25 protein-coding genes are annotated in these 25835 nt (G+C 68.8%); 7 read left to right on the forward strand and 18 right to left on the reverse strand.

Annotation, left to right across the window (positions count from 1 at the left end):
- Positions 1-4 precede the first annotated feature (4 nt).
- On the forward strand, positions 5-1369 hold the full coding sequence (locus CKO31_RS04620; protein ID WP_200234440.1) for a MiaB/RimO family radical SAM methylthiotransferase: 1365 nt from the start codon (positions 5-7) through the stop codon (positions 1367-1369).
- Here the strand turns inward: CKO31_RS04620 and CKO31_RS04625 are convergent.
- A complete protein-coding gene (locus tag CKO31_RS04625; protein ID WP_242475142.1) occupies positions 1363-1965 on the reverse strand; it encodes a hypothetical protein in 603 nt (200 codons plus the stop codon). The two genes, CKO31_RS04620 and CKO31_RS04625, sit on opposite strands and share 7 nt — an antisense overlap.
- Before the next feature lie 231 nt (positions 1966-2196).
- Between CKO31_RS04625 and CKO31_RS04630 the strand changes: the two genes are divergently transcribed.
- On the forward strand, positions 2197-2622 hold the full coding sequence (locus CKO31_RS04630; RefSeq protein ID WP_200234442.1) for an OsmC family protein: 426 nt from the start codon (positions 2197-2199) through the stop codon (positions 2620-2622).
- A gap of 296 nt (positions 2623-2918) precedes the next feature.
- On the opposite strand, the gene CKO31_RS04635 is transcribed toward CKO31_RS04630, so the two are convergent.
- Positions 2919-3569, reverse strand: a complete 651-nt coding sequence (locus CKO31_RS04635) for a CDGSH iron-sulfur domain-containing protein (RefSeq protein ID WP_200234449.1) — start codon at positions 3567-3569, stop codon at positions 2919-2921.
- Positions 3570-3791: 222 nt separating this feature from the next.
- Positions 3792-4337: a hypothetical protein gene (locus CKO31_RS04640; protein WP_200234450.1), complete on the reverse strand. Its 546-nt coding sequence runs from the start codon at positions 4335-4337 to the stop codon at positions 3792-3794.
- A gap of 190 nt (positions 4338-4527) precedes the next feature.
- Here CKO31_RS04640 and murU point away from each other — a divergent pair, with 190 nt between their 5' ends.
- The 3 genes from murU (at position 4528) to CKO31_RS04655 (ending at position 7915) form a co-directional block, all read left to right on the forward strand.
- Positions 4528-5232 carry an N-acetylmuramate alpha-1-phosphate uridylyltransferase MurU gene (gene murU, locus CKO31_RS04645; protein ID WP_200234451.1) on the forward strand — a complete coding sequence of 235 codons (705 nt, stop codon included), beginning with the start codon at positions 4528-4530 and terminating at the stop codon, positions 5230-5232.
- Between the two features lie 28 nt (positions 5233-5260).
- Positions 5261-6697 carry a glutamate-cysteine ligase family protein gene (locus tag CKO31_RS04650; RefSeq protein ID WP_200234452.1) on the forward strand — a complete coding sequence of 479 codons (1437 nt, stop codon included), beginning with the start codon at positions 5261-5263 and terminating at the stop codon, positions 6695-6697.
- 150 nt (positions 6698-6847) lie between these two features.
- Positions 6848-7915 carry a M14 family metallopeptidase gene (locus CKO31_RS04655; RefSeq protein ID WP_322789092.1) on the forward strand — a complete coding sequence of 356 codons (1068 nt, stop codon included), beginning with the start codon at positions 6848-6850 and terminating at the stop codon, positions 7913-7915.
- A 106-nt stretch (positions 7916-8021) separates the two neighbouring features.
- Here the strand turns inward: CKO31_RS04655 and CKO31_RS04660 are convergent, their stop codons facing one another.
- From CKO31_RS04660 to CKO31_RS04730, 15 genes are all read right to left on the reverse strand, one after another.
- The gene (locus CKO31_RS04660; protein WP_200234454.1) at positions 8022-8402 is read right to left on the reverse strand and encodes a hypothetical protein; all 381 of its coding nucleotides are present in this window, start codon (positions 8400-8402) and stop codon (positions 8022-8024) included.
- Entirely contained in the window at positions 8399-8845 is a 447-nt protein-coding gene (locus CKO31_RS04665) for a YqaA family protein (protein ID WP_200234455.1), read from the reverse strand. Before CKO31_RS04665 ends, CKO31_RS04660 begins: the two co-directional genes overlap by 4 nt.
- Before the next feature lie 179 nt (positions 8846-9024).
- Positions 9025-9723 carry a gamma-glutamyl-gamma-aminobutyrate hydrolase family protein gene (locus CKO31_RS04670; protein ID WP_200234456.1) on the reverse strand — a complete coding sequence of 233 codons (699 nt, stop codon included), beginning with the start codon at positions 9721-9723 and terminating at the stop codon, positions 9025-9027.
- Positions 9696-10694, reverse strand: coding sequence for an amidoligase family protein (locus tag CKO31_RS04675; RefSeq protein WP_200234457.1), 999 nt, complete (start codon positions 10692-10694; stop codon positions 9696-9698). Before CKO31_RS04675 ends, CKO31_RS04670 begins: the two co-directional genes overlap by 28 nt.
- Before the next feature lie 88 nt (positions 10695-10782).
- A complete protein-coding gene (locus CKO31_RS04680) occupies positions 10783-11154 on the reverse strand; it encodes a DUF2237 family protein (RefSeq protein ID WP_200234458.1) in 372 nt (123 codons plus the stop codon).
- A gap of 136 nt (positions 11155-11290) precedes the next feature.
- Positions 11291-11680, reverse strand: coding sequence for a DUF302 domain-containing protein (locus CKO31_RS04685; protein WP_200234459.1), 390 nt, complete (start codon positions 11678-11680; stop codon positions 11291-11293).
- 235 nt (positions 11681-11915) lie between these two features.
- Positions 11916-12260 carry a hypothetical protein gene (locus CKO31_RS04690; protein WP_200234460.1) on the reverse strand — a complete coding sequence of 115 codons (345 nt, stop codon included), beginning with the start codon at positions 12258-12260 and terminating at the stop codon, positions 11916-11918.
- A gap of 115 nt (positions 12261-12375) precedes the next feature.
- Positions 12376-14106 carry a nickel-dependent hydrogenase large subunit gene (locus CKO31_RS04695; RefSeq protein ID WP_200234461.1) on the reverse strand — a complete coding sequence of 577 codons (1731 nt, stop codon included), beginning with the start codon at positions 14104-14106 and terminating at the stop codon, positions 12376-12378.
- Positions 14103-15503 (reverse strand): (Fe-S)-binding protein, encoded by a 1401-nt coding sequence (locus CKO31_RS04700; RefSeq protein WP_200234463.1) that lies wholly within the window; start codon positions 15501-15503, stop codon positions 14103-14105. The genes CKO31_RS04695 and CKO31_RS04700 overlap by 4 nt, the downstream gene beginning before the upstream one ends.
- Complete coding sequence (locus CKO31_RS04705) at positions 15500-16150, reverse strand: nitrate reductase (RefSeq protein WP_200234465.1); 651 nt, start codon at positions 16148-16150, stop codon at positions 15500-15502. The genes CKO31_RS04700 and CKO31_RS04705 overlap by 4 nt, the downstream gene beginning before the upstream one ends.
- A 224-nt stretch (positions 16151-16374) precedes the next feature.
- Complete coding sequence (locus CKO31_RS04710; RefSeq protein WP_200234467.1) at positions 16375-17439, reverse strand: hydrogenase small subunit; 1065 nt, start codon at positions 17437-17439, stop codon at positions 16375-16377.
- A gap of 1194 nt (positions 17440-18633) precedes the next feature.
- Positions 18634-19434, reverse strand: coding sequence for an ABC transporter ATP-binding protein (locus tag CKO31_RS04715; RefSeq protein WP_200234469.1), 801 nt, complete (start codon positions 19432-19434; stop codon positions 18634-18636).
- On the reverse strand, positions 19431-21353 hold the full coding sequence (locus CKO31_RS04720; RefSeq protein WP_200234471.1) for a dipeptide/oligopeptide/nickel ABC transporter permease/ATP-binding protein: 1923 nt from the start codon (positions 21351-21353) through the stop codon (positions 19431-19433). The genes CKO31_RS04715 and CKO31_RS04720 overlap by 4 nt, the downstream gene beginning before the upstream one ends.
- Positions 21350-22315, reverse strand: a complete 966-nt coding sequence (locus tag CKO31_RS04725) for an ABC transporter permease (RefSeq protein WP_200234473.1) — start codon at positions 22313-22315, stop codon at positions 21350-21352. The genes CKO31_RS04720 and CKO31_RS04725 overlap by 4 nt, the downstream gene beginning before the upstream one ends.
- Positions 22316-22342: 27 nt before the next feature.
- Positions 22343-23785 (reverse strand): MFS transporter, encoded by a 1443-nt coding sequence (locus CKO31_RS04730; RefSeq protein ID WP_369075123.1) that lies wholly within the window; start codon positions 23783-23785, stop codon positions 22343-22345.
- 238 nt (positions 23786-24023) lie between these two features.
- On the opposite strand from CKO31_RS04730, the gene CKO31_RS04735 reads away from it, so the two are divergent.
- Both CKO31_RS04735 and CKO31_RS04740 read left to right on the forward strand, forming a co-directional pair.
- Complete coding sequence (locus tag CKO31_RS04735; protein WP_322789091.1) at positions 24024-24485, forward strand: hypothetical protein; 462 nt, start codon at positions 24024-24026, stop codon at positions 24483-24485.
- Positions 24478-25800 carry a hypothetical protein gene (locus tag CKO31_RS04740; protein ID WP_200234476.1) on the forward strand — a complete coding sequence of 441 codons (1323 nt, stop codon included), beginning with the start codon at positions 24478-24480 and terminating at the stop codon, positions 25798-25800. The genes CKO31_RS04735 and CKO31_RS04740 overlap by 8 nt, the downstream gene beginning before the upstream one ends.
- Positions 25801-25835 lie beyond the last annotated feature (35 nt).

A 25835-nucleotide genomic window follows, 5' to 3' on the forward strand; every position in this document is an offset into this window, starting at 1 on the left:
ACGCATGCCCGCCGACAACGCGCCCCGTGTGCACCTGGAGACCCTCGGCTGCCGCCTGAACGAAGCGGAGCTGGAGGGGTGGGCGCGGGACTTCCGGCGCCGCGGCTGCCGCATCGCCGCCGGCGACGAGCCGGCGGACCTGCTGGTGGTCAACACCTGCGCCGTCACCGCCGAGGCGGTGCGCAAATCCCGCAAGCTGCTGCGGCGCCTCAAGCGCGCCCATCCCGGGGCGCGACTGGTGGTGAGCGGCTGCGCCGCCTCGCTGACGGACGCCGACCTCGGCGACGCCCGCATCGACCTCGTCGTCGACAACGCCGACAAGGACCGGCTGGTGGAGATCGCCGCCGACACCCTCGCCCTGCCGCTTGGGACAGGCCCGGACCCGGACGCCGCCGACGCGCTCTTCGCCCGCGGGCGCCAGCGCGCCTTCGTCAAGGTGCAGGACGGCTGCCGCTACCAATGCACCTTCTGCATCACCACCATCGCTCGCGGCGCCGAGCGCAGCCGCCCACTGGCGGAGATCGTTGCGGAGACCAACGCCGTCGCAGCCGCCGGCGTGCAGGAGATCGTGCTCACCGGCGTCCAGCTCGGCGGTTACGGCCGGGATGCCGGGAGCACAGCAGCACCGAATCTTGCCGGCCTCATCGCCGCCGTGCTGCGCGACACGGACATCCCCCGCATCCGCCTCGGCTCCGTCGAGCCCTGGGATCTGCCCGAGGACTTCTGGCAGCTGTTCTCGGACCCGCGCCTGATGCCGCACCTGCACCTGCCGCTGCAGAGCGGTGCCGATACGGTGCTCCAGCGCATGGCACGGCGCTGCCGCACCGACGCCTTCGCACGCTTGGTGGCGGACGCCCGCAGCGCCATCCCGGATTTCCAGGTGAGCACAGACGTCATTGTCGGCTTTCCCGGTGAAACCCGGGGCGAGTGGCGGCAGACCATGGACTTCGTGGCGGCCACGGGCTTCAGCCACTTGCACATCTTTCCGTACTCGCCGCGTGCGGGCACCCGCGCCGCGGCCATGGCGGAGCAGGTGCCCGAGGCCGTCAAGCGCGAGCGCGCCCGGGCCCTGCACGAGGTGGGCGCGGTGCTCAAAACCGCGGCCCTCAGCGCGCTCGCGGGGCACACGCTGCCCGTGCTCCTCGAAGGCGACAATCTGGATGCCGCCGGCCCCTATGCGGCGGGCTTTACCCCCGGCTATCTACCGGTGCGCCTGCGCGGTGCGCCCGCGGACGCCGTCGGCCGCATCGTGCCGGCACGCCTGCTGCGCTGCACCGATGATGCGGCAGCCCTGGAGGCCCGGCTCGACACCGCCGCAAGCGCCACCATGCCGCCGGACCCCGGCGCAGCCACCCGGCCCGCTCAATAACCGCTTTCCATGGCCGCCGCCTGCTGCTCGTCCAAGGCGTCGGCGATGTAGGCGAGCGCGAGGCCGGTCTCGCGCGTCCAGCTGAGCTCCACGTGCCAGCCGGCACCGCCGTCCCAGACATGCACCGCCCGGCCCTCGCCGCGGCGGATGGCGATCTGCTTGCGCCCCGGCGTGACCGCATCCGCCGGGAAGCTGCTGCGATCCTCGCCCTCGCCGTACTTGCTGCGCAGGATCTGATACAGATCCTCGTAGTGGAGCTTCGAGGCGATGCGGTGATCCCGCAGGACCTTATAGATGGCCCCCCGCCAGGCGAGCACGTAAACCCGGTCCCGGCCTTCGTAGTAGATGAGCGCGACGCGCTCGCCCTGGTCCTGCCGCAGGGCGGGGGGCTGCTGCTGCGCCAGGGCATTGACGTCGCCGCCGAGGCAGTAGCGGTTGAACACCAGCTTGAGACAGGGCTGCGGCGCATTGGCGGCCGCTGCGGGCCCCGACAGCACCAGCGACGATACCGCGCCCATCGCTGCGGCCAGCGCCGCGCATAGAACCGCGAGCGCAAGCGGCCATCGCCGCGTGACGGGGTCGTGCTGTGGGCTCATGAGCGTCCCTGGAACTGCCGAAAGGGTCGAGAGGATACCGCATCGGCGCTGGGTTTTTGCGCCTGGTCGCAGCCTGCACGACGCCGGCGCACCGTCGCTGGCGCGGTGGCCGCGCGCTTGGATTAACGGCATCTCCGAGCCTTCCCGTGGCCCTTGACGCGAGCGCGGAGAACGGGCGGAATCTCGGCTCCGTCAAGCTCGGCTCAGTCAACTACCAACGGAGACACCGCCATGCCTTCAGTCAAGTCCCAGCACGCCGGCGACATGGTCTTCGAGACCTACGCGGGAGACTACAAAATCATGAACGACGTGCCGCCGACACCCGAGTGGGGCGGCAAGGGCCGGCATCCGACGCCGCCGGACTATTTCGTCGCGTCGCTGTCATCGTGCATCGCCGCTTTCGTGCAGCAGTACTGCAGCCAGCACGACATCGACGCCACCGGGATGTATGTCGAGATCCACTACGAAAAGGCCGTCGACCCCGCCCACCTGAAAGAGCTCATGGTGGACGTGCACCTGCCCAACGCCGACGTCGGCAAGCGCGCCGAGGCCCTCAAGCGCGTCTCCGGCCACTGCACGGTGCACGAGACCATTTGTAAGATGGAGGGCCTGCCCATCAACATTCACGACAGCACCGGGCAGGTGGCGGAGGCGTAGGGACCAGTACCGAGGGCCGAGGGCCGAGGGCCGAGGGCCGAGGGCCGAGGATGCACATCGGGCTGTCCCTCGGGCCCGGCGGCTCGGCGTCCGCTCTAATCTCGGGCAGGTGCTGGCACACCGCAGATCGGGCAAGTCTTTGCTGGCGCCCCTGGAAATCGGGTGGGCGCTAGGTCGGGTTAGCGCTAGCGTAACTCGACACACAACGGCTTACGCGAGCCACTTGCCGGGTGACGCTGCGCTTACCCGACCTAACCGGGATTCTCGCTCAGTCTCGCCGACCCCGGTCAGTGGGCTCAGCCGTCGGCGAAGCCGGCGTCTTTGTGCGAGCCGTCGCAGAAGGGCTTGTTCTTCGACGCACCGCAGCGGCACAGGAAGGCCTTCTCTCCTTCCCAGGCCACGCGCCCGCTGGCGGCGCGAATGCTGAGATTGCCTTCCATCATCAGCGGGCCGTTGGGGGTACGCTTGACCTTGAGGGGGCCGCCGCGGGCGCTCAGCCCCGGCCCGGTCTCGCCGACGGCACCGAAGTCTTCGAAGCCGCTCCCGAGATGGCTGTTGTCGCAGAAGGGCTTGTTGCCCGATGCCCCGCAGCGGCACAGCGCCGCCCGGAAGCGGGTGCCGGCCATGTCCACCGCGGCGTCATCGATGTCCAGCTCGCCGGTGAGGTACAGCGGGCCGTTGTAGACCACGCCGACGGTATTCTCGGCGGGCGCATGCTCGGGCTCGCCGGACTTGTCGGTGTAGCTCAAGGCGCCGCTCGGGCAGCGCTCGCAGACGTCGCGGACCTCGGCGCGGCTCACCTCGTCCGGCACGCACCAGGGCTTGCGATCGCCGACGAAGAGGCTGTTGGCGGCGCTGCCGCACTCGCCGATGTGGATGCACAGGCGCTCGTCCCAGTGCACATCGATGTCGCTGCCCGGAAAGTCGTGGATCGGCTTCTCGCTCATGCTGCTCTCCCAAGGGGGCTCGGGTTGGCTGATGGAAAAGGGCTGGCGGGCACGGTACCCGACAAGCGGTTGATAGACCACCCGCCGCGCAGGCGTCGAGTGCAACGCCCGCGTGCATCGAGTCGTCGCCCGCCGCGCCGGGCAACGACGCGCCAAGCAGCCATAGGCCCAGAGCGCACATGACTACCCGGCCCGGCGAGACACAGGGGAAACCGGTCGGGTCTACAAGAGCTTGCCGGCGGCGATCACGAGCGCCCCCACGGTCGTGATGAAACCGATGAGCCACAGGAAATGGCGGTCGTGACGGCGGATCATCTCATCGAAACGGGCGTCGATGCTCTTGAAACGCTCGTCCTGACGGTCGAGGCGGCGTTCCACCTGCTCGAAGTGCTTCTGTACTTGCTCGAAGCGCGCCAACATGTCCGCTCGTAGCTCTTGATGGCGCTGATCTGCCTGCTCGAAGCGCTTGTCCACCTGCTCGAAGCGCTTGTCCACCTGCTCGAAGCGCTTGTCCATCTGCTCGAAGCGCGCCAGCATATCCTCGCGCAGCTCCTGATGGCGCTGCTCCGCCTGCGCAAAGCGGGCATCCATGTGGGCAAAGCCTTCCCGCATCAGCTCCCGCTGGTGCTTGAGCTCCTCCTCCACCCGCACCATCCGCTCGCGCAGCTCGATCTCGTACACCGCCGCGGGCCGACCGGTGCTCTGCTCGATGAGCCAGTCGGCCATATTGGCCTTAATGAAATCGATGTCTTCCTGCGTGAGCGTCATGGATCTGCGTCCGAATCGAAGCCCCGGCGGCCCGAGTATAGCAGCGCTCCGACGAGCACAAGCGTGTGCACGGGCTGAGCTCAACGGCGCCTTACGAGCGCGGCGCGGCACTCGCCCATCCGACGCGGAGGTCCGCTTCTGGTATGTTCGCGAATCGACGCCAGCGACCAAAGCACACCCACCTCGACAGATGAAGGCCATGATCCTCGCCGCGGGCCGCGGCAACCGCATGCGTCCGCTGACGGACCACACCCCGAAGCCGCTGCTGGCGGCGGGCGGGCGCACGCTCATCGAGCATCAGATCCTGCGGCTGCGGGCGGCGGGCTTCACGGAGCTGGTCGTCAATCATGCGCATCTGGGCGCGCAGATCGAGGCCCACCTGGGCGATGGGTCCGCGCACGGTGTGTCCATCCGCTACTCGCCGGAAGGCCAGGCCCTCGGTCACAACGGGGCGCTCGAGACCGGCGGCGGCATCTTCAAGGCGCTGGCGCTGCTGACGGACGGCAGCACGCCCTTCCTGGTGACCAACGGCGATGTCTGGTGCGACTTCGACTACGGCCGGCTCGCCGATGCTCCTGCCTTGGCCGACGGCGACCTCGCGCGTCTCGTGCTGGTCGACAACCCGGCGCACAACGCCGGCGGCGACTTCGCGCTGACCGACGGACGCGTGTCCCGCGACAGGTCTGCCACGCTCACCTTTGCGGGCATCGGCGTCTATCATCCAGACCTGTTCGCCGGCTGCGCACCGGAGGCCTTTCCGCTGGCGCCGCTGCTGCGTCGCGCCGTCGCCGATAATCGCGTCGGCGGGCTCCACCATGCCGGGTACTGGCTGGACGTGGGCACACCCGCCCGCCTCGCCGAGCTGGACCGGATGCTGAGCGTGCCGGTCGACTAACGGCCGGCCGACCACCGAGGGGCACGCCATGGGCCAGGATATCACCGACACCCGCTTCACCCGTGCGGACTTCGCGGAGTTCGAGGCTAGGCTCAAGGCCGAGACGGACCTGCTCGCCAGCTGGTTCGATGACGACCGCTTCGCCGACACCCCGCGCGAGGGCGGCTTCGAGATGGAGGCCTGGCTGGTGGACCGCCGGCACACGGCGCCGGCGCCCGTCATCGAGGCGCTGCTGGCGGCCCTCGACGACCACCTCGTCGTCCCCGAGCTGGCGCAGTTCAATCTGGAGCTGAACGGCACGCCGGTGCGGCTCACCGGCGACGCCTTGAGCCGCCTCGCCACCGAGCTGACCCATACCCTCGCCAGGGTGCGCGCGGCCGCGGCCGAGCTGGGCGCCAATGTGGTGACCTGCGGCATCCTGCCGACGCTGCGCGCCGAGCACTTGGTCATGGCCCGCATGACCCCGCGCGAGCGCTACCGGGCGCTCAACGAGCAGATCCTGCGCCTGCGTGAGGGCACGCCCATCTGGCTGGAGATCCACGGCGAGCAGCCGCTCACCTTCGAGCAGCAGGACGTGATGCTGGAGGCGGCCGCGACCTCCTTCCAGATCCATCTCAAGATGAACGCCCGGGAGTCCGGGCGCATCTTCAACGCCTCCAAGATCCTGTCCGCGCCCATGGTGGCGCTGGCGGCGAACTCGCCCTTCCTGTTCGGCCGCGAGCTCTGGTGCGAGACGCGCATCCCGCTGTTCGAGCAATCCGTCTCCGTCGGCGGCAGCCCGCTGCGCGAGCGTGTCGGCTTTGGCATCAACTATGCGCAGCACTCGGTGCTGGACGCCTTTCGCGCCAATGTGCGCCGCTACCCGGTGCTGCTGCCGCACTTGATGGACACACCCATTGAAGCGCTGGCGCATCTGCGCCTGCACAATGGCACCATCTGGCGCTGGAACCGCCCGCTGATCGGCTTTGACGAGTGCCCCGGCCATGACCCGGTGCCGCACCTGCGCATGGAGCACCGCGTCGCCGCGGCGGGCCCGAGCGTGGCAGACAATGTCGCCAACGCCGCCTTCTATTTCGGCGCCGTGCACGCCATGGCCGCCGCCGAGGAGCCGCCGGAGCGGCGCATCTCCTTCCCGCAGGCGCGCACCAATTTCTATCTGGCAGCGGAGTACGGGCTGGACGCCGAGCTCCCCTGGGTCGAGGCGCAGCGCGTCAAGCTGCCGGAGATTATCCTGGAGCGCTTGCTGCCCCTGGCCCACGCCGGCCTCGCGGATCTGGGCATCGACGCCGCCGAGCGCGAGCACTGGCTCGGGATCATCGAGCAACGGGTGCGCACCAAGCGAACCGGCACGCTCTGGCAGCGGGCCTGGGTGGCGCGGCACGGGCGCGACTGGGAAGGCCTCACCGAGGCCTATCTCGCCCACCAGGCGACGGCGAAACCGGTGCATGAATGGACGCTGGATTGACGAAGGGCTGAGGGCTAGGGCTGAGGGTGATCATTCTCAGGGCCAGCCTCGATGGACCTCGGCGGGTATCCCCCGAAGCTGCCACGACGGCGCGCGTTGTCCGCCGGCAAGACAACCCAACTCCAGAAGCATGAGAGCCTAACCTTGTCCGTGAAAGCCGCAACCCTCGCCAACGACCACGCCGATCCGCTCGTGGAGCTCGACCATCTGCCGTCGGGTCTGCTGGACTGCGACGCCGCCGGGCTGGGCCGCTTTCTGGACGGCCCGACGCTGATCCAGCTAGCCGGCCAGCGCGAGCCGGCGCTCTTCGTCTCCGTGTTGATGCACGGCAACGAGACCGTCGGCTGGGAGGCTATGCGCCGACTGCTGCTGGACTTCGACGTTGGCGGCGGCCAACGCAGCCTGCCGCGCTCACTCGCGCTTTTCATCGGCAACCCCCGCGCCGCCGCCGCCGGCATGCGCCACCTGCCCGAGCAGCCGGACTTCAACCGCGTCTGGCCCGGCTCGGAGCTACCGGCGACACCGGCGCACGGCGTCATGCAGCAGGTGACTGCCCGCATGGCCGAGCGCGGACTCTTCGCCAGCGTCGACCTGCACAACAACACCGGCACCAACCCGCACTACGCCTGCGTCAATGTCATCGGCAATCGCTACCTGCGCTTGGCGACGCTGTTCTCCCGCACGGTGGTCTACTTTACCCGTCCCCGGGGCGTGCAGTCCCAGGCCATGGCCGAGCTCTGCCCGGCCATCACGGTAGAATGCGGCAAGGTCCGGGATCGGCTGGGCGTCGAGCATGCGCTGGAGCTCGTCGACGCCTGCTTGCACCTTGCGGAGATTCCGGATACGCCCATGCCGATGCACGACATCGACCTCTTCCACACCGTGGCGCAGATGAAGGTGCCCGAGGACATCGACTTCGCCTTCCCGCCGGCCAAGGCACCGCTGGTGCTCTCGCCGACGCTGGAGCATCTGAATTTTCGCGAGCTGCCGGCGGGCACCGCCTTCGCGCGCTGCGGCCAGGGGCAGCCGCCGCTAGACGTGCGCGACGAGTGGGGCCGCGACGTCACCCGCCGATATTTCACCTGCGAAGACGGCGAGCTGCGCCTCAAGCTGCCGGTGATGCCCTCCATGCTCACCTGCGATGCCGAGGTCATTCGCCAAGACTGCCTCGGCTATCTCCTGGAGCGCTACGACAAGCACCTGCCGCCGCGGGGCTGAGCGCGCGGCGGCGACCCGCGGGAGCGAGCCGGGCCCCTGCCCCGCTTGGCGGATAACCAGCTCGCAGTCAACATTCGAGCGTCGGGCCTCCTGGCGTCGGCCCGACCTACGAAGCATCCCTGCCCGGTCTCGCTTGCGTGACCGCCAAGCGCAGCCCATGCCAGAGGCCGACGCCGAGGGCATCGGCGGCGAAGTCGAGCGCGGATGCCTGGCGGTATACCAGCAGCCCCTGCACCAGCTCGATGCCGAGACCATAGCCCAACAGCAGACCAAGCCGCCACGGGAGGCTCGCGCGCCCGGGCCAGCCCGCCTCCGCCAGTGCGGCGAGCACCAGGAAGGCGGCGACGTGATTCAGCTTGCCCCAGCCGAGCCCGGGTGGATCCGGCTGGGGTGTCAGCGCCAGCCAGGTGATGGCCAGCATCGCTACGGCAAGCCCGAGCCGCGCGGCGGTGCGCATCGGATGAAGGACTTCGCGCCGAGCACTCACGCCGCCTGCTCCACCTGCGCAACACCCAATGCATAAAGCAGCAGCACCACGGCATAGCGCCCACCCTTGCCGGCCGCCGTCAGCACGAAGAACAGCCAGAAGGGCGCGCGCATGAGCCCGGCGATGAAGGTGAGCGCATCACCCCCCACGGGCAGCCAGGCCATCAGCAGCGACCAGATGCCCCAGCGCGCATACCAGCGCCGGGCGGGCCGCAGCTGTCGCTCCTTGACCGGGAACCAGCGGCGGTCTTGATAGTGCATCAGCCAGCGGCCGATGACGTAGTTGACGGCGGCGCCCAGGGTGTTGCCGGCGGTGGCCCAGAGCCACAGCAGCCACGCATCGTAGCCGGCGGCGAGCAGCCCCACCAGCGCCAGCTCCGAGTAAAACGGCAGCAAGGTCGCGGCGACGAAGGCCGCGGTGAAGAGCCCGAGGTAGCCTTCCATCCGCTCCGCCCGGCGCTTGAGTCAGCGCACCACCGCGTTTCCGCGGCAAAGCAGCTGCACGCAGCAGATGCTCGGGCGCATGATCCCGCGAGCTGCCACTACTGGCCGGCACCGTTGCAATCTGCACATGGGATTCGATACAGCTCGGATGCTTCGCGCCGGCCTTGGGCCGGCGAGCCTCACTCGGCGAGCGCCAAGCGCCGCTCCCGCGCCGCCGCCACCAAGGCCCGGAACAGGCGCAGCTGCGAGGGCTTGTAGAGCAGGAACTCCGGATGCCACTGGACGCCGAGCAGGAAGGGGTGCGTCGGCACCTCCACGGCCTGGACGATATCGTCCAGGTCCCGGCCCACCACCTGCAGGCCCTCCCCGAGGCGGTCGATGCCCTGGTTGTGGAGGCTGTTGATGCGGGTCTGCCCGGTACCGAGCAATTCCTCTAGCCTGCTGCCGGCGGCGACACACAGGGTCTTGAGGGGAAGGACCGTCCAGCGGTTGGACGTGCGCACCCGACGCGAGCGCAGCTCCTGATACAGCGAGCCCCCCAGGCGGACATTGAGCAGCTGCGCCCCGCGACAGATGCCGAGCAGTGGAATGCCGAGCGCCAGCGCCTGGTCGATGACCACGCTCTCCAGCCGGTCCCGCTCGCGGTCGTAGCGGGGCTGCACCTCCGGCGCGGCGGCATAGAGCACCGGGTCCACATCGTGACCGCCGGTGATGACCACGGCATCCGGATGCAGGTCCGCGCGGGGCTGCTTGGGCGTGACGCTGACGGCACGGGCGCCGGCGAGCCAGAGCGCCAGCGCCACCAGGCGCCGCGGCGCGTGGCCGCTGCGATCGCCGCCGGTGACGGCGATCAGCGGAGCTGATGTCGGCTCAGCCATGCATCCGCCGTCTGCGGCCAATCCCCCACCAAACGCTCCAGGGGTTGCGAGAGAAAGTCCGCATAGGCGGCACAGAGGGCGTCCAGCTGCCTCGGCGCCGCGGCGAGCCGCTCCACCACCAGCCAGTCGTCCCAGGCGGCGCTCAGGTCCCAGCCGGGGGTCTCGATCTCGCTGTTCGGCAGCCGATAGTGCAGCGTGGGCCGGGGCTTGACCCGCGGGTCCTCCACCACCGCCCGCACCCGGGCCGCGTCCAGATGCAGAAACAGCGGCAGCAGGTCCAGAGCGCGGTTACGGGTCGGGTTCGCGGTGAGGTAATCGTCGATGAGACCGTCCAGATTGGGCGTATAGTCCGCGGCGATCACTTGGCGCGCATACGCCTTCGGGAAGGGGTCGGCGAAGGCGGTGAGCCGCCGGGTCAGGTCAACGGTGGCGCGCTCGCGCAGCCAGTCCTCCAGACACAGGAAGGCCTGGAGGTGCTGACGGATGGTGTCCGCATCCGTGCCCGGCACCTCCGGGTTCAGCTGCAAGCCGAAGGCGTAGGCCCACTCCTCGCCGGTGCCGCGGGCGCCCGCCGCACGCAGCTCGAAGATCAGGTCGTTGACCATCGCGAGCCGCGCCAGCGGCAGCGGCGGGCTCACCACCTCCATGGGCACGATGCGCTCGGCGAACATCCGCAGCACGTCCTCGGCGAGGTCGCCGGCGGCGTCCATCAGCTCGGCGCCGTCGCGCTGGCGACGGCCGAGCTCTTTCAGCAGGCCGAAATCCACCTCCGCCTGCCAGGCGCCGGCGGGGTCGCCGTCGATGCTGCGCTCATAGCGCCCGGGCGCGCTCACCGTGCCGGCGACGGCGCCAGCCACCAGGGCCGCGGTCTCGTCCAAGTCCAGACCGGTGAATTCCAGCTCCACACCCACGCGGCGCTCGCCGCCGTCGGCACGGCGGGTCAAGGGCGGCATTTGGATCGACTTTGACATCAGGGATCCGGCAACGGTGACTCAGCCGTCAGCCTAGCACGGGCTGCGACGCTGCTTCGCGACGGCCGGGTCGATCCCGGCGCCGCCATCACGACAAATCCACGGCGTGGCGCTTCAGGTCCACCATGGCACAGACCTCCAACGCCCGCTCGTGGGTGGCGCGCAGGGCCACCCGCGGCGCACAGCCGGCCTCCAGGGCCTCCTGCCAACGGGCGGCGCACAGGCACCAGCGGTCGCCGGGCTTGAGGCCGGGGAATTCAAACTCCGGCACCGGGCTCGTGAGGTCGTTGCCCTTGGATTTGGAATACTCCAGGAACTCTTGGGTCACCCGCGCGCAGACGGTGTGGGAGCCTAGGTCCTGGGGGCCGGTCTCGCAGCTGCCGCTGCGGGTGAAGCCGGTCTTGGGTGACTCGGAACAGAGCTCGAGCGGCTCGCCGAGGACGTTCTTGGGGGTGGACATGCCTGACCCTCCTGCTGCGGTGTGGCCGATGTGCTGTGCGCCGAAGCGCGCCCGCCGGGAGATGGGGGCGGCGGACGCCGGCTTCAGCAGGCCAGTGGCGGGTCGAGCGTAGCCAGTCTTCGGAGGGCGCGCGGTATCAGGCGCTCGCGGCCGCCATCACCCGGTCCAATTTCTCACGCACATACTCGGCCAGGCCCGGCACCTTTGGGTTCTCAACCAGGTCCAGCACCGCCAGCGGGTTCATGAAAAGCACATGCACGTCGCCGTCGTCGTCCTCGCGGACGACGAAGTTGCAGGGCAGAAGCACGCCGATATCGGGCTCGGCGCTGATGGCCTTGTGGGCGAAGTCGGGGTTGCAGGCCCCGAGGATGCGGTAGGGCCGCTGCTCGATGCCGAGCTTGCTCTTCAGCGTCGCCGAGACATCGATGTCGCTCAGCACGCCGAATCCCTCGGACTTCAGGGCCTCGGTCACGCGGTCGATGGTTTCATCGAAGCCCGTGCTCACTTTCGTCGAAACGCCATACATTGTGGGTGGTCCTCTGATTTGAGACGCTCGGGGCAGCGGCCCTGCCCCGAGCGGCGACGATGGCTGCCGGGAACGCCCCCGGGGCGGAGCCCGTGCACCCGTCATCGCGAAAGGTTGAGCCCGGCGGAGCCGCGTAACGCACGTGGTGCAGTGGCGTCACAGCCGCTCGGCCTGTTGGGTCGGTCCGGCTCGCACTGGCCGCCGCTGCGGCCGGCTTCTCGCGAGCCTCAGACCATCACGCGAACTTCAGGCCGTCATCGCTGTGCAGCTCCCCATCGAAGGAGCGATGCAGCCGCGGCCTGCCGTGCGGCTTGGGCTTGGCGTCGGGCAGCTCGCAGCGCGGCGCGTGCTCCAACAGCTCGACCCAGCTCTCTTCGGCCTGGCCGACCGCGTCGAGCAGACACAGCGGTCCGGCGCAATTGATCGCAGACTGGCGCCAGTCGGCGATGGGCTTGCGTCTGCGCTTTTCGGGCTTGTCCGTACCCTGCTTACGATCCTTGGCGTTGATCTCGTCCTGGCGCTTCAGCCGCGACACGAACTCGCGCACGTGCAGCTCGGCCAATACGGAAAGTGATGTCATGGCGTTCAGTCCTCCTCTGGGCGGTCGTATCCGACCGGGGGGCACGGGCGTCGTGATACTTCTTTGCCCCGCAACCGCCCCGGCCCCGACTGTCAAGGGCGCAGGCGCGCGCCCGTCACTGGACTTTCAGCTCGAGCACCTCCTCGCCGCTCGGGTCGGTCAGATGCACGGCACAGGCGATGCAGGGGTCGAAGCTGTGCACCGTGCGCAATATCTCCAGCGGCTGGGCCGGGTCCTGTAGGGCGTGGCCGGCGAGCGCTGCCTCATAGGCCCCCTGCTGCTCTTGGGCGTCCCGCGGGCCGGCATTCCAGGTGGTGGGCACCACCGCCTGGTAGTTGGCCACCTTGCCGTCCTCGATGACGATCCAATGCCCGAGCGCACCCCGCGGGGCTTCCATACGCCCGACGCCCTGGGCCTTCTGCGGCCAGGTCTCCGGGTCCCAGAGCGCCTCGTTGAAGGTCTTGACGTCCCCGCCCTTGATGTTGGCCAGCAGGCTGTCGTACCAGCCCTGCACGGCGTCCACCATGATGGTGGTCTCCAGCGTGCGGGCGGCGGTGCGGCCCATGGTGGAGTACAGGGCGTCCAGCGGCAGGTCCAGCTGCTTCAGGGTCCCGTCCACCAGCGCCTTGGTGCGCTGGTCGCCGTTGGCATAGAGCATCAGCACCCGGGCCAGCGGGCCGACCTCCATGGGCTTGCCCTTCCATCGCGGCGTTTTGAGCCAGGAGTACTGGTTGTCCACGTCCAGCTGCTTGTACGGCGGCTCCGGGCCCGTGTAGGCGAGCTTGGTCTCGCCCTGGTAGGGATGGAGGCCTTTGTCCTTGCCGTCGCGGTAGTCGTACCAGGCGTGGGCGACGAACTCCTGGATCTCGGACTCGGCGTCCAGGTCCACGGGCTCGATGTGCGAGAGATCTCGGTTCAGGATGACGCCGGCGGGGACCATGTAGGACTCCCGGTCGCCGTAGCCCTTGGCCGGGAAGTCGCCGTAGGTCATGAAGTTGCCCAAGCCCTCGCCCTGCTTGAACCAATCCTTGTAGTAACCGGCGATGGCCATGGTGTCCGGCAGGTACACCTGGTGCACGAACTCGTGCATCTTCTCGAGGGTGTTGCGCACCCGCTCCAGCCCCACCACGTCCAGGGACGTACCGGCCTGCTTGCCGGACTCCAGGCTGATGGCACAGGGCATGCCGCCGACGCAGAGGTTGGGATGCGGGTTCTTGCCGCCGAACACCGCGTGCAGCTCGGCAACGTCCCGCTGCCAGGCCAAGGCGTCCAGGTAATGGGCGGTGGCCATCAGGTTCGCCTCCGGCGGCAGCTGATAGGCCGGATGGCCCCAGTAGCCGTTGGCGAAGATACCGAGCTGGCCGGTCTCGATGAAGGCCTTGAGCTTCTTCTGCACATCGGCGAAGTAGCCCGGCGAGGACTTGGCATAGCTGCTGATGGACTGCGCCAGCTCGGAGGTCGCCTTGGGGTCCGCCTTCAGCGCCGAGACCACGTCCACCCAATCCAGCGCGTGCAGGTGATAGAAGTGCATCACGTGGTCGTGCACGTACTGGGTCGCGATCATCAGATTGCGGATCAGCTCGGCATTCGGCGGGATGTCATAGTCCAGGGCGTCCTCCACCGCCCGCACGCCGGCGATGCCGTGCACCAGGGTGCAGACGCCGCAGATGCGCTGCACGAAGGCCCAGACGTCCCGCGGATCGCGGTCCAGCACGATGGTCTCCAGGCCGCGGACGCTGGTGCCCGAGGAGTACGCCTGCTCGATATTGCCGCCGTTCATCTTCGCCTCGATGCGAAGATGCCCCTCGATGCGGGTGACGGGGTCGACGATGACTCGTGCACTCATTGGGCGGCTCCTTGGGCGCTGGTTGCGGCAGCGGACTCGTCGTCATCGATCAGGTGGGCGGCGGTCAGCTCCACCAGGCTCTCGACGCGCTTGTCCCAGTGGTTCTTCTGGCGGCCGGACTCGAAGTTGAGCCGGCAGCTGGCGCAGCTCACCACCACGGACTCGGCACCCGTCTCGTTCACCTCGCGGATCTTGATCTTGAAGGACTCGTCGCGCAGCTCGGTGGCATCCTGGAGCAGGAAGATCCCCGCACCGCCGCCGCAGCACCAGTTGTATTCCTTGTTGTTGGGCATCTCCACCAGATCCGCGTCCATGGCCTTCAGCACCGCCCGCGGCTCGTCGAAGGCGCCGCCGCGCCGGCCCGTCTTGCAGGGGTCGTGGAAGGTGACCCTCTGCTCCAGCGGCTTCAGGCGCAGCTTGCCGGACTTGGCCTGTTTGCCCAGGAACTCCGACATGTACATCATCTCGAAGGGCAGCTCGCCGCTTCTGAGCATCGGGTTCCAGCGCAGCGCCGGGTAGGCGTGGCCGCATTCGGCGATGACGACGGTCTTGGCCTTGACGCGCTGGGCGGCGGCGACGATCGGGTCCGCCTGCTGCTTCCACAGGGTCATATCCCCGGAGAGCAGGCCGAAGTTGGCGCTCTCGAAGCCGTCCGAGCAGATGGTCCAGTCCACGCCCAGGTGGTTCATGATCTTGGCCGTCGCCAGCAGGCCGTTGCCGTTCGCCACCAGGTCCACGGCGGAGCTCAGCACCATGACCTCGGCGGAGGCCTTATCCAGCGGAATCTCCACGCCCGCCTGCTCGCGGATGGTGTCGATCATCTCTTTGAGCTTGTCGGGCGAGGAGCCGAACACCGTGCCCTGGTGCTTCTGCTCCATGCGCAGGGCGGCCAGCTCCGGCGGCACCAGCTCGGCGGCCACCATGGCGCTTCGCATGTGGTGCACCAGCGAGGCGGTGTCGATGCCCATGGGACAGACCATGGTGCAGCGTCCGCACTCGGTGCAGGAGTCGTAGATGAGCTCCTTGGCCTCTTCGAAGTCCGAGAGCTTGACGGGCTTGGATACCAGCCGATGCCACCAGCGCATGGGGCTGATCTCGCGCTGATAGACCCGGCGGTACAGATCCATCTTGCGCATGGGCGCGTATTTGGCGTCCTGCATGGACTGGAAGTAATGGCAGGCGGTGGTGCACTGCCCGCAGTGGATGCAGCTCTCCAGCCACACCGCCTCGTCGGCGTTGGTGTCTTCGATCAGCGTGTCGACGGCGCCCTTGAGGCGCTGCTCGTCGGACTTGGTCGGCTGCGGCGCCATCTCGCGCAGCATGCCGATCTGCCCCGCCAGGCCCTGGTAGACCTGGGCGAAGCTCGGGAAAACCTGTGTCGTGGCGGTGGCGCTCATATCCGGACCCCCTTGTGGGCGTAGGCCAGCCCGCTCTGGGCGCGGGAGAAGATGAACCAGAAGGCGTGCATCAGCTTGCTGAACGGCAGGTAGGCGAACAGCAGCGCCGAGCTCAGGATGTGCAGCGCCAGCATGGTCTCGTAGCGGAAGCCGACGTGGGCGAAGGCCATGAGACCAGTCACCAGTGGCAGCGCGACGATGATCCAGGTGACATAGTCGCCGACGGTGGAGTTGTAGATCGCCGGATTGCTCAGGCGCCGCATGATCAACGCGATGAGCGACACCAGCGCGATGGTCCCCAGCGCCACGCCGATGAAGTTCGGCAGTCCGGGCCAGGACAGGCCCGTCAGGCTGGTGATGAACTCGATGTGCGGAACGATGCCGACTACCACGATCAGCGTCGCGATGTGGAAAATGTAGGCCATGGCCGTCTGGTAGACGGTGGCGGCATTGAACTCACTGGCCGGCCAGGCCCGGCTGAATACTGTCCGATAGCCCTTGAAGTTGCCGAAGGCATCCCGCGGCCGGGACAGGTCGGCGCCGCGGGTCAGCACCAGCACGCCCACCAAGCGCAGCAGGATGCCGGCGACCAGGATGATCAGCGAGGCGTGTATCGCTGGTCCGCGGGCGAAGTCGAGGAGTGTCATTAGTCAGTTTCCTCCGGTGGATGGCCCAAATGGCTTTTGTGGGTTTGATGCAAGGGCCCTTTAGGTGGCTTGTCGTGTCGATCGGGCTCTTCTGACCCCTTGTGGTGAGCGTGCGGATTGCGCCGCGGCGGCGACCGGCAGGTGCGCGTCCCCAAGTGCGACCCAGTGCTGGGTGCGGCTGCGGGCGGGGCTCGGCCCTGTCGGTGCCGCCGGGCGATGGCGCTTTAGCTCTCCGCCGCGTCCTCCTCGTGTAATTGCGTCTTCTTGCGCCGAGCCAGCACGGCGGCCCCAGCCCCGAGCGCAGCACCGGCCACCGCCGCCACGCCGAGCTTGGCGCCATCGCCGAACTTGCCCGTAGCCACGGATTCGTAGACGCCGCCCATGTCCCAGAACCCGGGCTCGGAGCAGCCGATGCAGCCGTGGCCGGACTGGATCGGGAAGCTGACCCCGTTGTTCCACTTGACGTGGGCGCAGGCGTTGTAGGCCACCGGCGCCTTGCAGCCGAGCTTGTACAGGCACCAGCCCTTGCGTGCGCCTTCGTCGTCGAAGGTCTCGGCGAACTGGCCGCGGTCGTAGAAGGGCCGGCGGTAGCAGCGGTCGTGGATGTTCTCGCCGAAGAAGGCCACCGGACGCCCGAGGTGGTCCACCTCCGGCAGCTTGCCCATGGTCAGGTACTGCGCGATGACGCCGGTAATGGCGAGCGGCATGGGCGGGCAGCCCGGCACGTTGATAATGGGCTTGTCCTTGATGATGTCGCCCGTCGCAACGGCCTTGGTGGGGTTCGGCTTGGCCACCGGGATGCCGCCGTAGGCGGAGCAGGTGCCGATATTGATCACCGCGGCCGCGTCGGCACAGACGTGCTCCAAGGTCTCTTTGTTGCTGTGGCCCGCCACGGTGGAGCAGTACTCCAACAGCGGAATGGAGCCGTCCACCAGCACCAGATACTTGCCCTTGTTCGCGTGCTGGGCCTCTTCGAGTGCACGCTCCGCGGCGTCGCCGGCGGCCGCCTGCAAGGTGTGGTGATAGTCCAAAGAAATGAAATTGAACAGCAGATTCTCGATGGTGGGCGCATGCGAGCGCGTCAATGCCTCGGTGCAGCCCGTGCATTCCTGGAATGACAGCCAGATCACCGACGGCCGGCGCGCCGCCGCCAAGGCTTCCGCCATGGCCGAGGTCGTTCCTGCCGGCAGCGCCATCAGGGACGCCGTCGCGGAGCAGAACTGCAGAAAGGCTCGGCGGCTCACACCTTGGCTTCGCAGGACATCGCCCAAGGTCGGTTCATAGCCCATCGGAGATCCTCCTTTTAGCATCGTGTACGCTCGTGCCGAATACGCGGACGGTAAACAGACCGTCTTGCGTGTCTCGGCTCCGGACGCGCGGCACTGCGAAACGAGAACGGGCCGCGCTTGTGTTTTTTCTTCAAAAACAGCGCCGAGCGACGGGTCGAAGCCGTGCCCGCCCTGCTGTGGAGATAACTGTAATTGCAAACACGCGATTGCGTTTCCAGCCGCGGCACAGATCTTGACACACATCAAATCAATAAAAAAAACAGGGCCTCTGCCGCTGGCTCTTTTCGCATGTTCCATCGGTGTTTTCAACAATGACAACTGCCGGAAGCTCGGGCAATTGACAATTATCAATCGGGGTTTTTCATTAGTCTATTCAAAGACAAAATAATTAAGCAGCTAATTGGCTAATTAAGTAAATGGTGGAATACCTGTCAGCGCCCATCAGCACGCTCCCCGGCGAATGGGCAGCCGTTTCGGCACCCTGAATGAAGGGCGGCGTGTATAGCCAGAGAGGGTCTCAGCTGCACGGGCGCGTGCGGCGGCGTGAGTCACCTATGAGGTCTTCGTACAGCGAGTGCCGTGCGCAAGCGGGGCAAGCCCTAACGCAGCGCGCCGCCACCGGTTCACCCGGCGGCGGCGCGCACTTTGGGGCAGGCGCCCCGAATGCTCTGGATACCGTCGGCGCGGTAGCGCCGGCGGTGAGGACGGCCTTAGGTCACGATGCCGTAGACGATGCCCGCGGCCACGGCAACGAGCACGGCAAGCGAGATCAGCTCGCCGGCGTTCAGCTCTTTCAGGGCGGTCAGGTACTTCATGGCAAGCCTCCTGGGTCGTGGTGCGCCACAAGGGCGCCGCTGCTTGTTTGCCACCGCGCCGCCGTCGACTGCACACACCCGGCCGCACGGAGGTCCCCGGCGGCGGCAAGGCTGCGCTGCGCTGCGCTGCGCAAGCGAGTCCGTCACTCACCAGGTTGGCCAGTATTTTAGAATATGCCCATTTACCGAGCCATGAGATTTGTCACGCGTCTCCGTGAATTCGTGAGACGAGCCTGGGGTTTTCCACAACTCCCGAGCCCGGACTTCGGAGCACTGCGTTGAGGCTGCTTCGTTGTCGTTGTCGTTGTAAAAATCGCATCACGCACGACAAGGAGGACGACAAAGAGCGCAGCACAAGCCTAGCCAGGGCGCTGACCGCTCAGGTCTGCATCCGCGGCACCGCGTCCAGCAGCCGCCTGGTATAGCCCTCCCGCGGCTCGCCGAGCACCACCTCGCGCGCCCCGGCCTCGACGATGCGCCCCTGGTGCATGACGCAGATGTGCTCGCACAGCCGCTCGACGACGGCGAGATCATGGGAGATGAACAGGTAGGCGAGACCATGGCGGGCGCGCAGCTCCCCGAGCAGCTCGAGGATCTGCGCCTGCAAGGAGACATCCAGCGCCGACACGGGCTCGTCCAGGATCACCAACCGCGGCTCGCCGAGCAGCGCCCGGGCGATGGCCACCCGCTGCGCCTGCCCGCCGGAGAGCTGATGCGCAAAGCGCCCGAGCAGGGCGGTGTCCACACCGGTCTGGGCCGCGACGCGCCGGATGCGCTCGCGCCGCTGTGCGGGGTCAAGACTGGTCAGACCCCGCAGCGTATCGTCCAGGATCGCCGCCAGCCGCCGGCGCGGATTCAACGCCGTCTGCGGATTCTGAAACACGTATTGCACACCGCGCCGGTAGGCCGCGCGATCCGCGGCGTCCAGACCCCGGACATCCCGGCCATACCACTGCACCGAGCCGTCGCTTGCGCTCAAGAGCCCGGCGGCGATGCGCGCGAGCGTTGTCTTGCCGCTGCCGGACTCGCCCACCAGCCCGACGGCGTCGCCGGGCCGGATGTCGAGGTCCACGGCGGCCAGCGCCGTCGTCGCGGCGGCGCGCTGCCCGAGCGGCCACCAGCACCGAGCGCCTCCGTAGCGCTTGGCGACCCCTGCCAGGCGCAGCACCGGCGCGCTCATGCGCCGTCCTCCAGCGGAAAGCGGCAGCGCACGCGCCGACCGTCCCCGGTGCGGACCAGCTCCGGCTCGGCGCTGCGACAGACCGGCTGGACCCGCGGGCAGCGCGGTGCGAATCGGCAGCCCGACACCCGCGCCCCCGGCGCCGGCGGCTCCCCGGCGAGCACCGACAACGTCTTCTGCGGTTGGCCCAGCTCCGGCGTCGCCCCGAGCAGGGCCGCGGTGTAGGGATGCGCCGGCTGGCGCAGCAGGTCCGAGGCCGCCGCGTCCTCGACGATGCGCCCGGCGTACATCACCAGCACGCGCTCGCAGAGCGCCGCCACCAGCGCCAGGTCGTGGCTCACGAACAACAGCGCCCGGCCCTGCTCGTCGCAGAGCCGCCGCAGCAAGGCGAGGATCTCCCGCTGCACCGTCACGTCCAGCGCCGTGGTGGCCTCGTCGGCGATGAGCAAGTCCGGACCATGCGCCAGCGCCAGGGCGATGGCCACGCGCTGGCGCTGCCCGCCGGAGAGCTCGTGCGGGAAGCGCCGCAGCAGGTCCGGCACCGCGGACAGGCCCACCATCCGCACCAGCGCCGCTGTCGCGTAGGCACTCTCCGTCCCATGCGCGCGCCGCGTCTCGCCGATCTGAAAGCCGACGCGGAACAGCGGGTCCAGTGCCGTCAGCGGCTCCTGCGGCACATAGGCGAGGCGCCGCCCGCGCAGATGCCGCAGGGCGGTGTCGTCCAGGGCCATGAGCTCGGTGCCGTCGTGGCGTACCGAGCCGCGCTGGGCGGTGCCCGCCGGCAGCAGCCGCAGCAGCGCCAGGGCCGTGAGCGTCTTGCCGCAGCCGGACTCCCCCACCAAGGCCACCCGCTCGCCGCGGCGCAGATCGACATCCACACCGGCCACCGCCGACAGCGGGCCGGCGGGGCCTGTTACGTCGACATCGAGCCCGCGGACGCTGAGCAGCGGCAAGCCGTCCGGTTGCTCGGCATCGCCCGCGTCGCCGCCGACTGCAACGCGCCGTGCGTCGGCTTTGGCGCCTTGGCGCTGCGCGGACGAGCCAGCGGGCGACCAGCGCGGATCCAGCAGATCCCGCAGCCCGTCCCCCACCAGGTTGATGCCCACCACCAGCACCAGGATCACCAGCCCCGGCAGCACGGCGACCCGCGGATAGGTGGTCAGGAATTCCCGGCCTTCGCCGAGCATGCTGCCCAGGTCCGCCGCCGGCGGCTGGGCACCGAGACCGAGGAAGCTCAGGCCCGCCGTCTCCAGCACCATCCAGCCGAGGGTGGTGGTCATGAGCAGCAGCAGGGTCGGCGCCAGGTTGGGCAGCACCTCGCGGGCCAGGATGGCGGGCTCGCCGTGGCCCGCCAGCCGCGCCGCCGCGATGTAATCCTGATGGCGGATATCCAGCGCCGCCCCGCGCACCGCCCGGGCGAAGAAGGGCACATTGGCAACGGCGATGGCCAGCATGGCATTGGCGAGCCCCGGCCCCAGCGCCGCGACGATGGCCAGCGCCAGCAGCAGGTACGGAAAGGCCATGAGCACGTCCACCCCGCGCATCACCAGCCCGTCCACCAGACGGCCGAGCCAGGCCGCCGCGAGCCCGAGCACGGCCCCCGCCAGAGCCGCGATGAGCGTCGCCAGGGCCCCCACCGCAATGCTCGCCCGCGCGCCCCACACCAGCCGCGACAACAGATCACGGCCGAGGTGGTCCGTGCCGAGCACATGGCCCGCCGACAGCGGCGGCAGCATACGCTGCGCCGGCGCCGTCAGCGCCGGGTCCGGCAGCGCCAGCACGGGCGCGGCCACCGCCGGCACCAGCACCAGGGCCAGGAGCCCCAGCCCCGCCAGCGCGCCCGGATGCCGGCGCAGGCGCCCCAGCGGGCCCGCAAGCCTGCCCGAGCCGCCTGCCGCCGATGATCCGTCGGTGCTCATGCGGCGGCCGTGCGCCGGTCGAGGGCGTGCTGGGCCAGGTCCGTGGCCAGGTTCACCAGCACATAGGCCGCCGCCAGCACCAGCACCCCGCCCTGCACCAGCAGCAGATCCCGGGCGGCGATGGCGTCCACCAGCAGGCGCCCGAGGCCGGGCCATTGAAAGATGGTCTCGATGTAGACGGCGCCGCCGAGCACGAACCCCGCCTGCAGCCCGATGACGGGCATGACCCGCGCCAGCACGCCCTTCAGCGCATGCACCAGCAGGATGCGCCGCTGCGTGAGCCCGCGGGCGCGGCACAGCCGGATGTGGTCCGCCGCCAGCACCTCCAGTGCCGCACCGCGGCCAATGCGGCCGATGACGCCGGCGGCCACCAGCGCCAGGCTCAGGCTCGGCAGGAGCAGGTGACGCAGCACGTCGGCGGTGAGCAACGCCGCACCCGGCTCCGTGAGCCAGGGGGTGACCATGCCGCTCGCGGGCAGCCAGCCGAGCCAGACCGCAAACAGCAGGATCAGCAGCAGCCCGAGCCAGAACGGCGGCAGCGAGATGCCGAGCAGCACGCTGAGGGTCACCAGCCGGTCCGTCACCAGGTTGTGCCTGAACGCCGCGAGCAGCCCCGCCGCCAGCCCGAGCACCGCCCCCAACATGAGCGCCGCCGCCGCCAGCAGCAGCGTCGGCCCCAGGCGCTCCAGCACCGCATCCGCCACCGGCCGCTCCAGCGACACCGAACGGCCCATGTCCCCCTTAAGGACGCCGGCGAGCCAGCCGAGCCAGCGCCGCCACCAGGGCTGGTCCAGGGCCAGCTCCGCGCGCAGCTCGGCCAGGCGCTCCGGCGTTGCATAGGGGCCGAGGATGGCTAGCGCCGGGTCCCCCGGCACCAGCGCCATCACCGCGAACACCACCAGCGACACGCCGAGCAGCACGGGCACCAGCAGCAGCAGGCGCCTGACAACGTAGCCACCCATGCCGAGCCACCCGCCGCAGCGCCGAGCCTATGCCTGGTCCGCGAAGAGCGGACCCCGCGGCGGCGGCGGCACGGCGGCGGCATCCCGTCGGCCCCCCGCCACGTCCACCCGCCACAACAGTGCCGCGCCGAGCAGGAACAGCAGCAGAATGGGCAGCAGCGAGAAGCGCGGATCACCGGCGAAGGCCGCCGTGGTGCCCACCAGGAAGGGCCCAAGCACCGCCGCGAACTTGCCCACCATGTTGTAGAAGCCGAACAGCTCCGCCGTCTGCCCCGCCGGGATCAGCCCGGCGAAGAGCGCCCGGCTCAGCGCCTGGATGCCGCCCTGCACCAGCCCGATGGTGGCCGCAAGGGCATAGAAATGCTCCACCCGGGTCATCTGCGTAGCCGCCAGCACCACCAGCACATAGACACCGATGGCCACCAGGATGGCAGGCTTGGGCCCGAAGCGCGCCCCCAGCCGGCCGAACACCAGCGCCGCCGGAAAGCCCACGAACTGGGTGATCAGCAGCGCCACCATCAGGCTCGAGGACTCGAAGCCCAGATCCAGCCCGTACTTCACGGCCATGAACATGATGGTGTCCACGCCGTCGATGTAGAACCAATAGGCCAGCAGGAACAGGAAGGTGTTCGGCAGCCGGCGGATCTGCCGGAAGGTGCGCGCAAGCTCATGGAAGGCCCCGACGGCCGCCCCGCGCAGGGAGCGCCGCCCGAGGCCGCGGCTCTCCGGCACGACCAGCGCCAGCGGCAGCGCGAATACCGCCCACCAGAGCGCCACGCCGAGAAAGGCCGCCCGCACCGCCTCCCCCTCGTCGGCGAAGCCGAAGGTCCCCGGCGACAGCACCATGGCCACATTGACCGCGAACAGCACCCCGCCGCCCAGATAGCCCAGCGCATAGGCCAGCGACGAGGCCCGCTCGTACTGCGCAGGCGCCGCGACGTCCGTGATCAGCGCGTCGTTGAAGATGTTGCCGCCGAAGAAGCCGAGCAGCCCCGCAAGGTACAACAGCAGCGCCGCCTGCCAATGCCCGGCGCCGAGCCAATACAACGCCGCGGTGGCCAGCACCCCAAGCAGCGTGAAGCCCAGCAGGAAGCGCTTCTTGGCGCCGAGCTGGTCGGCCAGCGCCCCCAGCACGGGCGCCGTCAGCACCAAAATCAGGCTCGCCGCGCTGGAGGTGTACCCGAGCCACTGGGTGCTCTGTGCGTCCGGCAGGTCCTGCGCCCAGAACTGCGTGAAGAACACCGGGAAGAAGCCCGCGATGACCACGGTCGCAAAGGCCGAGTTGGCCCAGTCGTAGAGGGCCCAGGCGAGGGCTTTGGACGGGGGGCGAAACAAGACGGATGGCACGGGCGGCTTCGGTTGGAGAGTGAGGTTGGGCCGGGGCTGAGGGCTGAGGGCTGAGGGCTGAGGGAAGCATCGGTGCCGGCGGCCGGCGAAGCAAGCGCCCAGGCTGGGCCCTCGCCCCTCAATTCTCCACCCTCAGCCCTTCCTAAGCCGCGGCACGTGCGGGCCGGCAGCATTCTCGCTGCCCACCATCGCCCCCCGGCCCGACGCGCAGTATAACGGGCGGCGACCTAAACCCTCGCGCACGCGCGCGACGGCGATCAACCTCGCACCTGCCAAGCCCCACAACCGCAGCAGAATCAATGCGGCCAAGCCCCCAATGCGCGTAGACTCGGCGGCCTCGTGGAAATGAGTGCCGGCGCCCGTGCGGTGCGAGATGCGAGCCAGACGATCCTTCAACACCAAGCGCAAGCTCTGTCCGACGAGCGAACTGCCGGTTGATCTGTCCACGCTTGCCGCGCGCGTCGGCTACGGCGGCAATCCGGAGCACAAGCGCAATCCAGGCGATTTTGGCTTGACGCCGCCGGCAGCGGCGCGGGCGGACAAGTCCCTGTGCGACGCTGTCCAGGTGTCGCAGCGCGCGCAGGCTGTGGACCTGCTGCGCGCTGGGATTCGCCGTGGAATGATCAGCAGCAGGGGGAGCGGCTCGGGCTTCCCGCAAAACGTCTGGTCGCTCACGGCCGACGGCGCACCGCTGGAAGCCCAGCTCGAGAACACGGTGAGGGGCACCTACCACGGCTATCCCCTGCCGAAGGATGACCCGATGTATGAAACCATCGTGCGCGAGTGGCATCGACGCGGCGATTTGGGGGGCAAGGATGTCTGACCTCTTCCGCATCGAGGTCGAGCAATGGCTGCACGGCGCCGCAGGTGCCGAGCACGACCGCCGGACCTTGGCAGCAATCCGAATACAGGTCGGCGGCCTGTGCGTCACCCGCGTCGAGGATCTGGCGGCCAAGACGGTCCGCGGGAGCGTGCATCTGTCTGCTTACCGACTCGGCTACTGGCTCGCGGAGCACTGGTGGCGCCTGCGTTGGGAGCCGGACATCGGTGGCCGGGATACGGATTGGCTGATGAGCCACGACCTCGCCGCAGCCGGCCAGGGCTTCATCTGGCCCCCGCTGACCTTCGCGAGCGACGGCGAAACCGTTCTGCTGACGATGCGCGCACGCCCGCACGGCGACACCAGCAGCCCGATTCGGTATCTGGAGACCCTCGATGCCACCGTACCCGCCACGGCTTTCGAGCGGGGGGTGGACACCTTCATCGCGTCGTTGATCGGCCGCCTGCGGAATTTGGGGCTTGAGGGCACCGACCTTGAGCGCCTTTGGGCGGAAGTCACCCGGGAGCGGAGCGAGACTGAGCTGGGTCAAGCGCGCCGACTGGAGGCCCTGCTCGGCATCGATGCCGGCGAAGCCGAGGAGGGTCTGTTGGATCGTCTTGCCGATTACAGTCAGAACCTCGGGAGTGAGGCCGTGGCAGAGATCGCAGCCGCTGCGAGGGACGATTTCCTGCAAGCGCTCGGCGCTGCCGAAGCCAAACGCGACCGGGCGACGACCTTGGTGGATCTGGCGGATCGAGACGCCTTGTCCAGCCTGTCTCTGTTGCACGGCGCGCATACGCCGCCACCATGGCAGCTGGGCGAGGCCCTTGCCGAGCGCGCAAGACACCTATGGCACATCGGTGAAGGGCCGCTCACCAGCCGGCGCCTGGCGGAGATCGCCGCCGTTCCCGTCGACTTTCTGACGCAGGACCCCGGCGAGACTATCGACACCTGCATGGACGGCATCGGCTACCGCAAGCCGCGCGACGGCACGGGATTCCGCGCAATGATCCGCAGTCCGCATCCAAGCAACCGCCGCTTTCACTTCGCGCGGCTGTTGGCAGATGACATCCTCGCCGGCAGCGACGAGTCCCTGCTGCCCGTCACCCGCGCGAAAACCGCAAGGCAGAAGCTGCAACGGGCCTTTGCTGCAGAGCTGCTCTGCCCCTTTGCGGCATTGCAGGAAATGTTGCCGCCCGCTCCCGACGATGACGACGTAGAAACCGCCGCTCGGCACTTCGACGTGTCACCGCTGCTGGTGCGCACCTTACTGGTGAATAAAGGCGTGTTGCCCCGGGAGCGCATATCCGAGGGCTGAGGGCTGAGGGCTGAGGGCTGAGGGCTGAGGAAAGC

Origin of the sequence: Thiohalocapsa halophila, assembly GCF_016583825.1 — a bacterium.
GTDB classification, from domain to species: Bacteria; Pseudomonadota; Gammaproteobacteria; order Chromatiales; family Chromatiaceae; genus Thiohalocapsa; species Thiohalocapsa halophila.

Bases quoted from the DNA above. Each gene is read 5' to 3' on its own strand.
- CKO31_RS04620 (WP_200234440.1), top strand. From the start codon at position 5: ATGCCCGCCGACAACGCGCCCCGTGTGCACCTGGAGACCCTCGGCTGC.
- CKO31_RS04625 (WP_242475142.1), bottom strand. From the start codon at position 1,965: ATGAGCCCACAGCACGACCCCGTCACGCGGCGATGGCCGCTTGCGCTC.
- CKO31_RS04630 (WP_200234442.1), top strand. From the start codon at position 2,197: ATGCCTTCAGTCAAGTCCCAGCACGCCGGCGACATGGTCTTCGAGACC.
- CKO31_RS04635 (WP_200234449.1), bottom strand. From the start codon at position 3,569: ATGAGCGAGAAGCCGATCCACGACTTTCCGGGCAGCGACATCGATGTG.
- CKO31_RS04640 (WP_200234450.1), bottom strand. From the start codon at position 4,337: ATGACGCTCACGCAGGAAGACATCGATTTCATTAAGGCCAATATGGCC.
- murU (WP_200234451.1), top strand. From the start codon at position 4,528: ATGAAGGCCATGATCCTCGCCGCGGGCCGCGGCAACCGCATGCGTCCG.
- CKO31_RS04650 (WP_200234452.1), top strand. From the start codon at position 5,261: ATGGGCCAGGATATCACCGACACCCGCTTCACCCGTGCGGACTTCGCG.
- CKO31_RS04665 (WP_200234455.1), bottom strand. From the start codon at position 8,845: ATGGAAGGCTACCTCGGGCTCTTCACCGCGGCCTTCGTCGCCGCGACC.
- CKO31_RS04670 (WP_200234456.1), bottom strand. From the start codon at position 9,723: ATGGCTGAGCCGACATCAGCTCCGCTGATCGCCGTCACCGGCGGCGAT.
- CKO31_RS04675 (WP_200234457.1), bottom strand. From the start codon at position 10,694: ATGTCAAAGTCGATCCAAATGCCGCCCTTGACCCGCCGTGCCGACGGC.
- CKO31_RS04680 (WP_200234458.1), bottom strand. From the start codon at position 11,154: ATGTCCACCCCCAAGAACGTCCTCGGCGAGCCGCTCGAGCTCTGTTCC.
- CKO31_RS04685 (WP_200234459.1), bottom strand. From the start codon at position 11,680: ATGTATGGCGTTTCGACGAAAGTGAGCACGGGCTTCGATGAAACCATC.
- CKO31_RS04690 (WP_200234460.1), bottom strand. From the start codon at position 12,260: ATGACATCACTTTCCGTATTGGCCGAGCTGCACGTGCGCGAGTTCGTG.
- CKO31_RS04695 (WP_200234461.1), bottom strand. From the start codon at position 14,106: ATGAGTGCACGAGTCATCGTCGACCCCGTCACCCGCATCGAGGGGCAT.
- CKO31_RS04700 (WP_200234463.1), bottom strand. From the start codon at position 15,503: ATGAGCGCCACCGCCACGACACAGGTTTTCCCGAGCTTCGCCCAGGTC.
- CKO31_RS04705 (WP_200234465.1), bottom strand. From the start codon at position 16,150: ATGACACTCCTCGACTTCGCCCGCGGACCAGCGATACACGCCTCGCTG.
- CKO31_RS04710 (WP_200234467.1), bottom strand. From the start codon at position 17,439: ATGGGCTATGAACCGACCTTGGGCGATGTCCTGCGAAGCCAAGGTGTG.
- CKO31_RS04715 (WP_200234469.1), bottom strand. From the start codon at position 19,434: ATGAGCGCGCCGGTGCTGCGCCTGGCAGGGGTCGCCAAGCGCTACGGA.
- CKO31_RS04720 (WP_200234471.1), bottom strand. From the start codon at position 21,353: ATGAGCACCGACGGATCATCGGCGGCAGGCGGCTCGGGCAGGCTTGCG.
- CKO31_RS04725 (WP_200234473.1), bottom strand. From the start codon at position 22,315: ATGGGTGGCTACGTTGTCAGGCGCCTGCTGCTGCTGGTGCCCGTGCTG.
- CKO31_RS04740 (WP_200234476.1), top strand. From the start codon at position 24,478: ATGTCTGACCTCTTCCGCATCGAGGTCGAGCAATGGCTGCACGGCGCC.